A 13,697-nucleotide genomic window follows, 5' to 3' on the forward strand; every position below is an offset into this window, starting at 1 on the left:
TGATGAGAACAGCGAATTTTAAATCCGCAGCTATCGCAGCCTTGTTAAGTATGGGGTTGCTTACCGGCTGCACGAACGGTATTACAAATCAAAAAACAAGTAATCATATGGACACATTGAATCTTACACAGGAATGGGACAAAAAGTTCCCACAGAGCAACAAGGTTAATCATCGTAAAGTAACCTTCAAAAACCGCTATGGCATCACACTTGCCGCCGACTTGTACGAACCCAAGAATATCGAAAGTAAAGTCCCTGCCATTGCCGTTAGCGGCCCTTTCGGGGCTGTGAAGGAACAATCATCGGGACTTTATGCGCAGACAATGGCCGAACGCGGATTCCTCACCCTTGCGTTCGACCCCTCTTATACGGGCGAGAGCGGTGGCGAACCCCGTAATGTGGCATCGCCCGACATCAACACCGAAGATTTTAGCGCGGCAGTGGATTTCCTGATTGCACACCCCAATGTAGATGCCAAACGCATCGGTATCATCGGCATCTGCGGATTCGGTGGTATGGGACTGAATGCCGCGGCAATGGACACGCGCATCAAAGCAACAGTAGCTTCTACAATGTACGATATGAGCCGCGTGAATGCCAACGGCTATTTCGATGCCGAGGACAGTGCCGAAGTACGCCGCAACAAACGCGAGGCGATGAATGCTATCCGGACCCGTGATGCACAGAACGGCACGGCCACTCCCGGTACGCCCGGTCTGCCCACTAGCATCAAGGGCGACGAGCCGCAATTCGTCAAAGACTACTTCGATTATTACAAGACTGAACGTGCTTTTCACGCCCGTGCCATCAATTCTAATGGTGCATGGAACCCCACGATGGCTCTTTCGTTCATCAATATGCCATTGTTAACCTATATCCACGAGATTGATAATGCTGTATTGCTCATTCACGGCGAAAATGCCCATTCGCGTTATTTCAGCGAGGATGCCTTCAAACGCCTCAAGGGCAACAACAAGGAGTTACTAATCGTTCCCGGAGCCAACCACACCGACCTTTACGACCGGAAGATTCCGTTTGACAAACTGGAAGCATTTTTCAAGTCAAACCTCAAATAAAATAAAAACATGAGTATATCAACTAAAAATAAGCATAACCACTTGTTGATGTTCATCCTCACACTCGGAGTATTCGGAATATTGAATACTGAAATGGGAGTAGTGGGCATCATCCCTATCATTGCCGAAACCTTCGGTGTTACGGTGCCGGATGCGGGTTGGACGGTCAGCCTCTTTGCGCTGATCATTGCCTTCTCTGCTCCCGTCGTACCGTTACTTTTTTCACGGGTAAACCGTAAAACGGTCATGGTGCTCGCCTTGTCCGTGTTCGTGATTTTCAACCTCGTTTCGGTCTTCACGACGAACTTTACCGTACTGTTGATAACCCGTGCGATTCCGGCATTCTTTCATCCGCTCTATGTATCCATCGCTTTCTCAACCGCAGCCTCTTCCGTTAGTCGGGAGGATGCTCCGAAAGCCGTTTCCAAAATCTTTGCCGGAGTATCGGCAGGAATGGTGCTCGGAGTGCCCGTGACGAGCTACATCGCCAGTGAATTTTCATTCTCTGCAGCAATGGTATTTTTTACCGTTGTCAATGCATTTGTACTGCTCGCCACTATTTTCCTCATACCGTCCATGCCCGTTAAGGAACGGTTATCGTATGGCACACAACTCAGCGTATTGAGAAAGCCCGTATTGTGGAACTCCTTCCTTGCGGCATTACTGATGAATGCAGCCATGTTCGGATTTTACAGCTACTTGTCCGATTACCTGATAACGGTTACAGATGTCTCCTTCAAGGTAATCAGCCTTCTGCTGTTTGTTTACGGCATGGCAAATATCGTCGGAAATATCGCAGCCGGAAAATTGTTGGCACAACGTCCTTTCGCCACGTTGAAATACGTACCTGCCATCATGGCGATACTTTATCTCGTACTTTACGGACTAGGGAAACTGACCGTACCAACGTCAATCGTCATTCTGATATTGGGAATATTCGCAGGTATTGCAAATAACGGGAATCAATTCATGGTATCTACGTCGGCAACCGAAGCACCCGATTTTGCCAACGGATTGTTCCTGACCGCCGCAAATCTCGGAACAGCGTTGGGAGCGGCAATATGTGGCATGTTCATAACTGTATGGGGAACACAATCATCTCCGTTGGGAGCTGTGGCATTCCTGCTTGTCGGAGTGGCAAGCATTATTATCAGGAATAGCTTAATGAGCCGCAATAAACACATAATGGCAGTGACAATATGAAGAAAACAGAACGACCAATAATCACTTTCCCAAATGGACAAACTGTTTGTCCGTTGGGACAAGGCACATGGAAAATGGGACAATCCGCCGCACGGCGGCATGAAGAAATACGGGCATTACAACATGGCATCGAGCTGGGAATGAACCTTGTCGATACTGCCGAGATGTACGACAACGAGGAACTGGTAGGCGAAGCTGTCCGCGACTGTAGAGAGAAAGTGCTTCTCGTGAGCAAAGTTTTACCGAGTAATGCAAGCTATCGTGGAACGAAACTCGCCTGTGAACGAAGTTTGCTGAAGCTCGGAACGGAGTATATCGACCTCTACCTGTTGCACTGGAAAGGACGCCATCCTTATGAAGAAACCGTTCGGGCGATGACCGAATTGCAACAAGAGGGAAAAATCCGTTTATGGGGTGTCAGTAATATGGACACAGCCGACATGGAACGTATTGTTTCACTGTCCGGTGGAAGCGGCTGCGCCACCGATCAGGTACTCTATAACCTCGGCGACCGGGGCATAGAGTTCGACCTCATGCCGTGGTGCGCTGCCCGTAGAATGCCGCTTATGGCTTATTCGCCCATCGGAGAAGGACGACTTCTGCACCACCATACATTGGTGGAAATCGCCCGGCGACACGATGTATCGCCTGCACAAATCGCATTGTCGTGGACGATGCGTCAGCCCGGTATCATTGCCATACCCAAAGCCGGTAATGTAACCCATGTGGAAGATAATTTCCGAAGCCTTTCCATTCATCTGACAGAGGAAGATTTGCATGATTTGGATACCGCGTTTCCCGCACCGGCACGGAAAATACCATTGGCAGGTTGGTAATAACATGAAATGCTATAAATTATGAACTATAATAAGAAAAATGAATAAAGTCATAGATAGTATGCTGGCACATCGTTCCATCCGTTCATACACCGACAGAACGGTAAGTGATGAAGATTTAAACTCCATCATCCGTGCCGTACAAGCCGCACCGAACTGGGTAAACCTGCAACTCGTTTCCATAATTGCAGTAAAGAATACCGACCATAGAAGACGTTTAGCCGAATTATGCGGAAATCAGGTACACATTGCCGAAGCTCCCGTATTCCTCGTGTTCTGTACTGATTACCATAGGGTGGCTCTTGCCTGCCATAAGAAAGAGCAAACGCTCGATGAAGTAATGCAGGACATTGACACATTGCTCGTGGGAGCTCATGAAGTCGGTATCGCTCTCGAAGCGGCTGTCGTGGCTGCCGAATCATTGGGATTGGGAACAGTCCCTATTGGAGATGTACGTAAAAATGCGCTGGAAATTGTCCATGAATTGCAACTTCCGGAATATGTCTTTCCTATGTTGGGATTATGTATCGGCTACCCCGCAGAAGAACCGGGATTAAAGCCTCGTTTTCCACAACAGGCTGTCTTTTTCGAAGAGACATATAAGACTGATTTAAAAGATAAACTCGCTGAATATGACGTTATCTACGCCCATTATCTTAAAGAACGTCCATGGAATAATCGTGTAGGCAACTGGACAGACCTGGCAGCTGATTTCTACCGACATCCGTTTCATTACAAAGGAGTTGCGGATGCCTTAAGTCAACAGGGATTTACCTCGGCTAAAAGCAGATATTCGGTATAGAGATCAAAGTCCTAAAATCCCGGTCAACATAAGTCAACCGGGATTCTCATCATTCTGTTTATTTCTCTACCATTTAGTGAAAAATACTTTCGGATTGATATTCAACGATACCCATCCCCAATCCTGCCAGCTTTTATGATTGCCGGTTTTCACAGCGTCCATCGTCTTCGTACCACGCATAAAAGAATATCCGGCAGAGAGTTTCACATCTTTCATGATCGACCAGTTTATCTGATAATCGACTTCCGAACCTAAATATTTCTTCAAGTCCTGAACCTTTACAGCTGTACTAAAATAATGGTAATTAAGTTCCATATCTACCTTGCCAGATAGACGGAAACGACCTCCGATACGAGCATCCATCAATCCCGGTGCATAACCGTTTGCAAATGTAGAAGCATAAAAATAATCCATTGCTCCATAGAATTTATGATGGGTCCCATAAAGAGGATCAAAAGCCTTATACTTACCGCCATTTCCTTTATCACCGCTTAAATAATCAAAACTAGCCACGGCTCCCCATGTCTGATTAAACGTATAGGCGGCTTGTATGCTACCCATCAAAGCTGAAACTTTCTCCGCAGCTTTATTCTTACCCATCTGATAGTAGAAAGCACCATCCAGATTCCAGTTACTATTCTTATAAGTGAGGTAAGTACCCATTGTTTGTAAATAGCGGGTATGAGAATCATCCGTGGCTTTATCACCCGTTTCCAATCCCAGATTCATAAACAACAAAGAAGCTCCGAACGGAACATTATCCGCTTTATAATGATACCAGACGGTTTGCATATTCTTATAAGGCTGTCCGGTAGAAGAATCATAGTAAGTACCTCCACTTGTTCTATTGTCATTATTCTGGTTAAAAGCAAGAATCAGATGGACTTCATTATTTTTGTTGGCATATCCCAGCTTCAATGCATCGTGGTAACGGCCCGCTACATTCCAATCCAGTCCTCCCAAAATACGTTCATCATCATAAATCAATGACTGACGTCCCAGTTGAGCAAAGAACCCTTCACCAAAGTTCAGTTTCGCCCAAGCCTCATTCAACATAAAACGCCCATTCTTCTCAATCTGCGGGTCTTGTCCCCAAACACCGACATGCTGTGCCGACATCTTTAGTTCCAGATCCGAACGTTTATAATCCATCGAGAGGCGTGCACGGTTATTGATGAAAGATGTAGGAGCTACCCCTTCATCCCGTGGAGTCAATGCACCATTCCGATACTCCGCACGAGGTCTGATTTGCATAGACATCGTAAATTCATTCTCTTTCTCCGTGTTTTGTGTATATGCCATGCTTGGCAATAGCATAAGCAAGAATGACCAATAAAGTGTTTTCATTGATATTGAAGTTTAAGTGATTCGATATTTCAATTTAAATTATAAGTATGCACACTGACTCCTTGCGCGGCCGGAAGGTAATTGATTCCATACCAGCACATTTGCAACAGGACAAATGATACTAACAGAATAATCAACGCAGGACGTGCCTTCAATGGCTTGCCCAATCTGAAATGGATATACACCAGATAAGCGAACCAGGTAGCTGCCGCCCAAGTCTCTTTCGGGTCCCAAGCCCAGTAATGTCCCCAGGCTTCTTTTGCCCAGATAGCTCCGGTAAGCATACCTAATGTCATAAATGCCAGACCTACATAGGTGAGGTTGTCACACAAATCCATTTCTTTCCGTTCAATCTCCTTCTTTTTGAACCAAAGCAGATAGACGGCCATCACCGTCGCCGCTCCCAACATAGCATAAGCAAACATATACACAATGACATGAGGGGCAAACCACGGGCTTTGCAAAGCAGGCATCAACGTCTTATTATGAATCTCCGGTTTGAAGATATTGATACAAATAAAGACCAATGAAAGGATGCAACTGAAACTTAAAATCCATTTATACTTCCAGCGTGCATAGGTTATCAATCCCGCCAACGGAAGGAAGAAAGAATACCACAGCCGTGTCTCTCCCATTGTCCGCATCGGAGGACGTTCTAATGAAATCCACATTCCGATAATGAAACTGAAGAAAATAGCCAGACCTAAGAAAGTAAATCCATAAGCCCATCCCGTTTTTGTACCTTTCCAGGCAGCAAAAGCTCCCAAAGCCCAACAAACCAGTGCGGCTATTGCAAATAGTATAAAGTATTCCCAACTCATGCTTTGTCCTCCTCTTTCCTCTTTTGTGCGCTGACAAACAGACAGATGGCTCCTGCCATCATCATTATTATTCCTGTGTAAACAACCGGCAACCACGGATCGCGAACCAACTCGAAGACACTGATATCGCTCCATCGTCCCTTTGTTTCATCGTAACTAAGTTGATAAATTTTCCAACCTTCTATCTCCATCGGGCGGTTCACTTCAATGGTTCCTCCCGTGATCGTTCCTTCTTGTGTGTAAATCTTCACTTCCGATACAAATCGCTGCGGTTCCCGTTCCGGCATTACAATACTGGTTAAAGAATCCAGCCGGATTGCCTTATAGGGAAAAAGAAAACTACCGCAACTTACCCATCCCTCTTTGGTTGTTTGATTCTTCTGATTGACTGCTTTCAGATAGACAGCATAAGTCGCTCCCATCGAATGAAATTCAGTAAACTTCAAAGTATCTTCGGTAGCCACAGAAGCAGCCATCGGAATAGATTGCTCAATAGTTAGCTGCCAGTCCTGCAAGCTGCCATTTGTCACTCCCTCTTCCAACAATACATGTACAGGAGATTTTTCGGGAAGCGTACGGCCGGTTTCATTATCAATCAGCATCAGTTTCGGAGGATATTCGTCGATAGTGAAATCCTTCAGTTCGATAGCCAGCGGAAGTTCAATCAGTTGACCTTTATCATCCGTAGCCCGCCATTCGGCACTTCCCATCCGGGTTGTCATTTTCAACCTTTGCATATCGGCATTTCCCAAAGTGGCTGTTATCAGTGCAATAAACAATCCGATATGATTCAGTAGGAAAGAAATCCTGCTGATCTTCAAAGAGAAACCGGTGCGAAGGATTGTCAGCCCCAAGGCGGTGACCATCCAAAAGTAGAGCAGGACAAAAGGCCAGGAAGAAATCATCTGCGAAAATCCCAGCAGATCAGCCGGAGCATGACCGGAAGGAGCCTGCCGGATCAGTCCCATCACTACCGTCATGCCGACCACCCACAATAGAGACGAGACAGCAGCGGAATAATGACTCAACCATCCGAATAAATAGACACGTTTGCGAAGAAGGTGCATGGCTACCAAAGCAATGATATAAACCACTAACACAATCACATTGACCGGACAGGCAAACAGGTCCCAATGTATGGCTCCCACTGTCATTTGCAGCAATAGCCCTATCACCAGTAATCCTGCGCCAATCACCAGCCCTTCTTTATAACTCCATGGTTTGCTCCACATATATAAATTCTCTTATTTCTGTGCCAGACGGCCGTTTTCTTTCGCTTTCTCCAACCATGCCGGAACAGTTGTTTTCAGGAATTTCTCCTTAGCCGCTCTTTCAGCATCCATATCCAAGCCGATATATTCCTGTGCTTTTGCCTTTGTTGAAATGTCCGGCATCGGAACATCTCCCGTATATCCATTCTTTGCCAATACTTTGGATACAGCCAGACGGGCTTGCATGGCACGATCCAATCCATGAGAAAGAATTCTCTGAATTTCCTGCGGTGCGTGGAAAGAACCTCCGTGTGAAGCTACTCCGAAATCCCAACGCCATTGTGCCTGACGAATCAGTGCGAGCACATCTTTCATCTGTGTTTCTGTAGCACCCTTGTCCCAGGCAAATTTAGCTTCGATATGTGCTTTTGCCAATTCCTGTTCCAGACGGTTACGGATTTCATTCGCTTTACGTTGGCGTTCGTACACATTATTACGTAAAGTCTCTTCACTTTCGCGGTGACAAACCTGACAGGTGCGGTCAATCATAGCCAACGGGCTTTGGATATGGTGATCGCTGAATTTCACACCACCTTCACTCTTATACGGCATGTGGCAATCGGCACAAGAGACACCTCTCTGTCCGTGGATACCCATCTGACAAATCTCATAGTCAGGATGCTGCGCTTTCAGAATCGGAGTACGGCTCAATTTATGAATATAATCATAAAAACCGGCCTCATCATAATAAGCCTCCATATCTTCTACCGTAAAACCTTTGTCCCAGGGGAAAGTCAGGTATTTACCATCCCCTTTGAAATAATATTCCACATGACATTGTGCACATACCAATGAACGCATCTCCTGCGGAGTAGCTTTAGTGATGTCTTTACCCTGACGTTGGAAAGCCTCTATCAAAGCGGGACGACTGATATGAAGATTCATTGTTTCGGGATCATGGCAATCGGAGCATCCGATAGGATTCACAATTTCAGCGCCCATAGCCCCCCATTTATTGTTATAGAAAGAATCGACACCTAATGCCTCCATCATACGGGGAACATCCGGACTCTTACAAGTCCAGCAGGTAGACGGTTGAGGACCTTCAGTCGGGCTCATGGGCGAACCGGTACGCAAAGATGCCGTAATATCCTCAATGGCATGCATGTGTCCCCGTGGAGTGGAATAATCTTTTGAGAAAGCATATCCCGCCCATAGAATCACCATTTCAGGACGTTTTTCCAAAGCATCTACAGCAATATTTCCATTAAATTCACTCTCAAAGTCAGTCTTTGCAGTCTCCGTCCAAGTCTGGTATTCACGGGGAAAGTCATTCTTAAACAGTTCATTTCGTGCTTCAATCCCTTTGATAACGTTTTTACGGTTATTGAAAATGCTGGCAACTTCCGCCCTCCGTTCCATCAACGCAGAAACGCATAATCCCAAAACAAATACAACGACCATTGAACCTCCGAACAACAGCCATCCTTGCCATGATTTTAATTTCTTTTCCATTGTATATCGGTTTTATTATTTTATTACGTATTTCATTTCTTATTTATCTTTCTGATTCACCATCTTCCGGAGCCATTCGGGAACAGGCGATTCCGGAAGAGGAACAATCGCTCCCGGAGTACCGGACAGGGAATTCTTTCCACCATGAGGAACATCACGATGGCAATCCCAGCAAGCCTTCCCCTCTCCTACCTGTGACATCATATAATCAATCTTCCCCGTCTTCACAAATTCCGTATTGAGTTGTGTATGACAGCGGATGCAATTATTCATAATCACTTCGGAACTGGCTTTATGAGCCTGAATGACCTGCGGCTCGCTTTTGGTAAGAAATGCAGCCACGTGTTTCATACCGTCCATACCTTTAAAGGTCCATTTCTTCACAGCATTTTCATGCGGCACATGACAATCATTGCAAGTGGCATTCCGGGCATGTGAACTATGGAACCAGGTTGCATAGTAAGGAGTCATAATGTGACAATTCACGCATGCAGCCGGGTCATCTCCAAGATAGGTATGCGCCCGGAGCATATACATAAACAGTGCTCCTCCACCCACAATAACACCGCCAATGATGACAGCCGCTACCTTCCATTTATAAGAAGGAAAGAGTCGATTTATTATTGGAAACTTCATCATACGAAAAAGTATTTTTCACAAAAGTAAAGGATTGGAAACAAAAAAGGTGTAATAGATATTACACCTTTCGAAAGAAAAAATACTCATTACGTAAAAAAACAGAATGGGAATGTGTCAAACGTCCCTTTTTGACCTCACCTCATTCTTTCTCTATGTATTGTCTTATTCATCATGGTGATGGTCTTCGTCTTCCACCTCATTACTTAATTTGATATTGCGTGCGATATAAGATTCGTTACCTGCGGCATCCGTGCAATAAACCATCAAATGATAATCTCCTGCAGTAGCATTGGCCGGTATTACAATATCGTGATGATGAATATGGGCGGTTTTCTGTCCGGACACATCGTAGGATCTGTTGAAACTAAAATCTACTGTTTCCTGTGCAGCCCTGCTATTACCTCCGTGTGAATGGTGGTCGAAATTACTATGAATTTCAATCTTATAGGATTTCAGCATGACATCATCCGACAAATCCATTTCAAAATGAACCCCATGTTCGTTTCCTATCTCCAAAGCCTGACCTTCTTCCGGTTCGTGAAGTTCAATCAGAGGTTTGGTCGTATCACTGGAGTCATCATTATCACAAGAGGAAAACATGAAAGTAACTGTTGCCAAAAGGCTAATCATTGGGAGATAAAATTTATTTTTCATTTCAGTAATTTTTTAAATGGAACTTTGATTAATATCTGGAAGTTACGTCCCGGTTCGGGGATTTCAACTTTCCTGTAAAAACTAAGATGATTGTAATATCGGGTATCGAATATATTCCGGGCGGTCAGGGTTATTTCAATCTCATTATTTCCACCTATCGGAATATTCAATGAACCACCCAGATGAAAGAGATTTGCTCCGGCTGTACGGTCTTCGTTACGGTCCACTCTATTTTGCCGGGCAATGCTCTGCCATTCTGCATACAACATATACCGATTCTTTTGCCAGGTTAATGTATTGCGCATAACAGGAGGTGGCGAGAAACTCAATGGAATATGTTCATCACAATTATAGGTGTAAACGTATTCAGCGGAAATCCGATAATTGAAGTTGCGTAGAAAATCAACATCTACGGTAGCTTCAGTTCCTGCGAATAGTGCTTCCGCTCCGGTATAGCGATAGATTTGTCCGGCATGAGGTAACACAGACCACTCTCCGGTAGGACGCAGAAAGATGTAATTGCTGAACCAACTGACAAATGGAGAGACGGAGAAAGAAATTCCCCGGTACTTCAGATGATAAGAAGCATCCAGTTGCCAGCCTTGTTCGGACTTTAGATTTGCATCTCCCTGTTCATGGCGGAAAGTGCCGTGATGTACACCGTTGGCAGCCAACTCATTCGCACCGGGCAGGCGGAAACTACGCCCGATATTCACCTTTACCAGATGCTTGTCGGAGGGAGTCCATACCAGTCCCAGAGAAAGAGAATAATCACCATAGTGCTTATTCACAGAGTGACTGTTCCACTTGTAGAAGTCTATCTGTTCCGGATCATAGCCCTGTTTCCGAAGATAATCGGCAAGGTAAGTATCTTCATGCGAAGAGATATTCATATATCCGTAGTCATATCGCATTCCTCCGCTGACAGAAAACACATTGTTGGGTCTGTATGTCGTAAGCCAAAGCATTCCGGTAGTGGAACGGCGATATTCAGGCAGTAAAAATGAATAGCCGGAAACGTCGTTCCGTTGATGTTGTCCATCCCACCCCAATGTATGTTCCCACGAAGAAGAACCAATAAAACGAGCTTTCACCGAAGCACTGAAAGTGTTCAGATTAAAAGCAAGTTCCTTGTCGGGGTCTTTCTCCGGTGCGGGTTGCGAACCATAGTGAGTATGGAAAGCACTCCACTCTTCACGGTGATTGTTCTGGAAACCTAAATCGCCTGACAAAATCAGTTTCTCCCATGCATATTGCTGGTGGGTGGTCACTTTCAGGTGATTCACTTTACTGAATGGCAATTCAATATTACGGCTGTCTCCATCATCTTCCACACGTGACGCATCGGGTATGCCATGTGCCCCCGGAAAGAATCCCGTCTTTTGATATACATTACTCACAGCATAATTCGCTTTATAGGCTCTTCGTTGATATTGGGTAAAAAGTCCGATATTGCGTTCAATGCCTGCTGTATTCTTGAGTTTACGCCCATATATGGGAATTCTTTGTGTCAGGTAGACAATAGAATCCGTCGGAATACGATAGTCACCGAAATGTTGTTCCGAATAACGAATATGGGAGTACCAGGCATTCTTCCTGATTCCCAGCATCAGTGATCCTCCGATGGTTCCATTGACTGATTTACCCAGCAGTGTGACATCTCCGAATACACGATTATCAGCAGGAACAGCCGACGGAACAACATCAATCACTCCTCCCATTGCATCACTGCCATAAAGCAGTGAGGAGGGTCCTTTCAATACATTGACTGCTCCGATATTGAAAGCATCCAGTTCTAGTCCGTGATCGGCTCCCCATTGTTGTCCTTCCTGTTTGATTCCGTTTTCCAATACAGCAATCCGGTTGAATCCCATTCCGCGAACCATCGGTTTGGAGAAGCCCGAACCAATATCCATTGCCTGTACTCCGGGAATATTCTCCATCGCCTGCATGAAGTTTCCTGTAAAATGTTTGCGCAAAAAATCCTGATCGGCTACATCAACCGTAAGGGCAGACTTTTTCGCTTGACGTTGCTGGTACGTTTCGGTTACCACAACATCAGGCAAAAGCATGCTCTTGATTGAATCGGATTTCTGTGCATGGACGGATAAGGTTACAAATAGCCCTATTACGCCCGAAATAATTCCGATACGCATCAATTACAATCTTTTATTTAATGTGTAAAATGAATGTAAGGATAGATTAAAAGCCAATCTATCTCCATTGAAAATATGAGTATGTAATCATGCGACCGGAGGCCCGCGTAAATGATGCGAATAAGTTCGTTTGCAAACAACCTTATCCTGGTAAATAATCGGCTCGTAGGGCACGAGCGTCAGTGTGCAATGAAATTCTATCGGTTGAGGTTCAGTAAAGAAAGAAAGGGAGTATTGGCAGATCGCACAATCATCAGATGATTGGTGAGAATGCTTTGCATGGGAACACGACTTTTCATCCTCACTTCCATGATAGTGAAAGGTCTTCACTACAAAGAAGGGAATGAATGTCATGAATAACATCCATGCTATATATACCCTTATATTTTTCTTTTGATACATTCTCCCTCTATTGATTAATAGAATAGCGGGACAAATATAACAGTATGAAAAATAATCAGCAAGTTATACATCTTAATATGTGTTACCGTGAATGACAAAAAACACAAAGCTGTCAGTAACAGCACGAGGATTTTTTAGTTGATTATCATTCTTCCTGTTGCCAGACATAAAACACGGTTCTTCCAGCTCCACGTTTACGAAGAATCCCTTTCTCAATGAAAGTATTCAAATCATCTATTGCTTTCAGTCGGGAAAGTCCGGTCAGGCTACTATATTCCAATCGGGTAATACCACCATTTTTCTTTAGAAATTCCTGTAAAAGCTGTTGGCGTTGCTCCATAGAAAATTCCACTTTTTGAGAAGAGTGTTTGGATTTATCCACACGTTCCAACTCTATTTCACGCTTAATCTTCCTTTTGAACTCTTTGGAAGTGCGCAAATGCACATTATCAAAACAGATTGATTCGGCACGAATCTCACGTTTAGTCATTACTTTATGCGTACATTTCAAAGAGATGCTAAAATGCCCGAGTTCGCCAAGTTCTACGATATATCCCTCTGCTAACGTTTCGGCTAGTTCATCCAATACAACTCCTACTACCGCATCTATCACGTTATAGTTAAAAGTCTGGGAAGAACGAGATACACGTTCCATGAATTCTTTCTTCGAGTAAGTTCCATTTGGAACGATACGGGCATGCAAAGGCTTTTGTTCTCCGGTACAATCAGGATCCGGTGTTTCATACAAATCATATTGAGCACTCATAAGTATATCTTTTTATTAGTTCATACATTTATTACTTTCACTACGTATATTTAATCGCCTGTTCATTGAACTTTAATCTTCAGTTCATATAAAAATAATCGTCTGACAGTTGTATCTTTTTCGTCTGACAGTTGTCAGACGGAAAGATAACAGTTGTCAGACGAAAGTTCAACAGCTGTCAGCAGGGCAGACGCATTATATTTTTTACTATATTCTCGTTTGTAATTTCCTTACTATATTGTTGGTTATTAACATATTATCATTTGCTA

Annotated in this window: 13 protein-coding genes; 4 read left to right on the forward strand and 9 right to left on the reverse strand. The window is 44.4% G+C overall.

Annotated elements, in window-relative coordinates:
• Window positions 1–2 precede the first annotated feature (2 nt).
• From KQP79_RS15590 to KQP79_RS15605, 4 genes are read left to right on the forward strand one after another with little or no spacing between them, the layout of a single operon-like run.
• On the forward strand, window positions 3–1,076 hold the full coding sequence (locus KQP79_RS15590) for an alpha/beta hydrolase (protein ID WP_061448633.1): 1,074 nt from the start codon (window positions 3–5) through the stop codon (window positions 1,074–1,076).
• A 9-nt stretch (window positions 1,077–1,085) separates the two neighbouring features.
• The gene (locus tag KQP79_RS15595; RefSeq protein ID WP_061448632.1) at window positions 1,086–2,279 is read left to right on the forward strand and encodes an MFS transporter; all 1,194 of its coding nucleotides are present in this window, start codon (window positions 1,086–1,088) and stop codon (window positions 2,277–2,279) included.
• Entirely contained in the window at window positions 2,276–3,115 is an 840-nt protein-coding gene (locus tag KQP79_RS15600) for an aldo/keto reductase (protein WP_004309718.1), read from the forward strand. Before KQP79_RS15595 ends, KQP79_RS15600 begins: the two co-directional genes overlap by 4 nt.
• Window positions 3,116–3,155: 40 nt before the next feature.
• Window positions 3,156–3,917 carry an NADPH-dependent oxidoreductase gene (locus KQP79_RS15605; RefSeq protein ID WP_004297088.1) on the forward strand — a complete coding sequence of 254 codons (762 nt, stop codon included), beginning with the start codon at window positions 3,156–3,158 and terminating at the stop codon, window positions 3,915–3,917.
• Between the two features lie 66 nt (window positions 3,918–3,983).
• Here the strand turns inward: KQP79_RS15605 and KQP79_RS15610 are convergent, their stop codons facing one another.
• The 9 genes from KQP79_RS15610 to KQP79_RS15645 all read right to left on the reverse strand — a co-directional run bounded on the left by KQP79_RS15610 (window position 3,984) and on the right by KQP79_RS15645 (window position 13,428).
• On the reverse strand, window positions 3,984–5,264 hold the full coding sequence (locus KQP79_RS15610; protein WP_008648626.1) for an alginate export family protein: 1,281 nt from the start codon (window positions 5,262–5,264) through the stop codon (window positions 3,984–3,986).
• 29 nt (window positions 5,265–5,293) lie between these two features.
• On the reverse strand, window positions 5,294–6,085 hold the full coding sequence (locus KQP79_RS15615) for a cytochrome c biogenesis protein (RefSeq protein ID WP_004297090.1): 792 nt from the start codon (window positions 6,083–6,085) through the stop codon (window positions 5,294–5,296).
• Window positions 6,082–7,317 (reverse strand): cytochrome c biogenesis protein ResB, encoded by a 1,236-nt coding sequence (locus KQP79_RS15620; protein ID WP_004304069.1) that lies wholly within the window; start codon window positions 7,315–7,317, stop codon window positions 6,082–6,084. Before KQP79_RS15620 ends, KQP79_RS15615 begins: the two co-directional genes overlap by 4 nt.
• Window positions 7,318–7,329: 12 nt before the next feature.
• Complete coding sequence (gene nrfA / locus KQP79_RS15625; RefSeq protein ID WP_004297092.1) at window positions 7,330–8,811, reverse strand: ammonia-forming cytochrome c nitrite reductase; 1,482 nt, start codon at window positions 8,809–8,811, stop codon at window positions 7,330–7,332.
• Between the two features lie 39 nt (window positions 8,812–8,850).
• Window positions 8,851–9,450, reverse strand: a complete 600-nt coding sequence (gene nrfH / locus KQP79_RS15630; protein ID WP_004309722.1) for a cytochrome c nitrite reductase small subunit — start codon at window positions 9,448–9,450, stop codon at window positions 8,851–8,853.
• Window positions 9,451–9,612: 162 nt separating this feature from the next.
• On the reverse strand, window positions 9,613–10,104 hold the full coding sequence (locus KQP79_RS15635; RefSeq protein WP_004309723.1) for a DUF4625 domain-containing protein: 492 nt from the start codon (window positions 10,102–10,104) through the stop codon (window positions 9,613–9,615).
• Window positions 10,101–12,260, reverse strand: a complete 2,160-nt coding sequence (locus KQP79_RS15640; RefSeq protein WP_022199488.1) for a TonB-dependent receptor — start codon at window positions 12,258–12,260, stop codon at window positions 10,101–10,103. The genes KQP79_RS15635 and KQP79_RS15640 overlap by 4 nt, the downstream gene beginning before the upstream one ends.
• Window positions 12,261–12,347: 87 nt before the next feature.
• Window positions 12,348–12,662 carry a hypothetical protein gene (locus KQP79_RS25910; RefSeq protein WP_004297096.1) on the reverse strand — a complete coding sequence of 105 codons (315 nt, stop codon included), beginning with the start codon at window positions 12,660–12,662 and terminating at the stop codon, window positions 12,348–12,350.
• Window positions 12,663–12,807: 145 nt separating this feature from the next.
• A complete protein-coding gene (locus tag KQP79_RS15645) occupies window positions 12,808–13,428 on the reverse strand; it encodes an HU family DNA-binding protein (RefSeq protein ID WP_004309726.1) in 621 nt (206 codons plus the stop codon).
• Window positions 13,429–13,697: the final 269 nt, after the last annotated feature.

Source organism: Bacteroides sp. DH3716P, from assembly GCF_025914115.1.
Classification (GTDB): Bacteria; Bacteroidota; Bacteroidia; order Bacteroidales; family Bacteroidaceae; genus Bacteroides; species Bacteroides ovatus.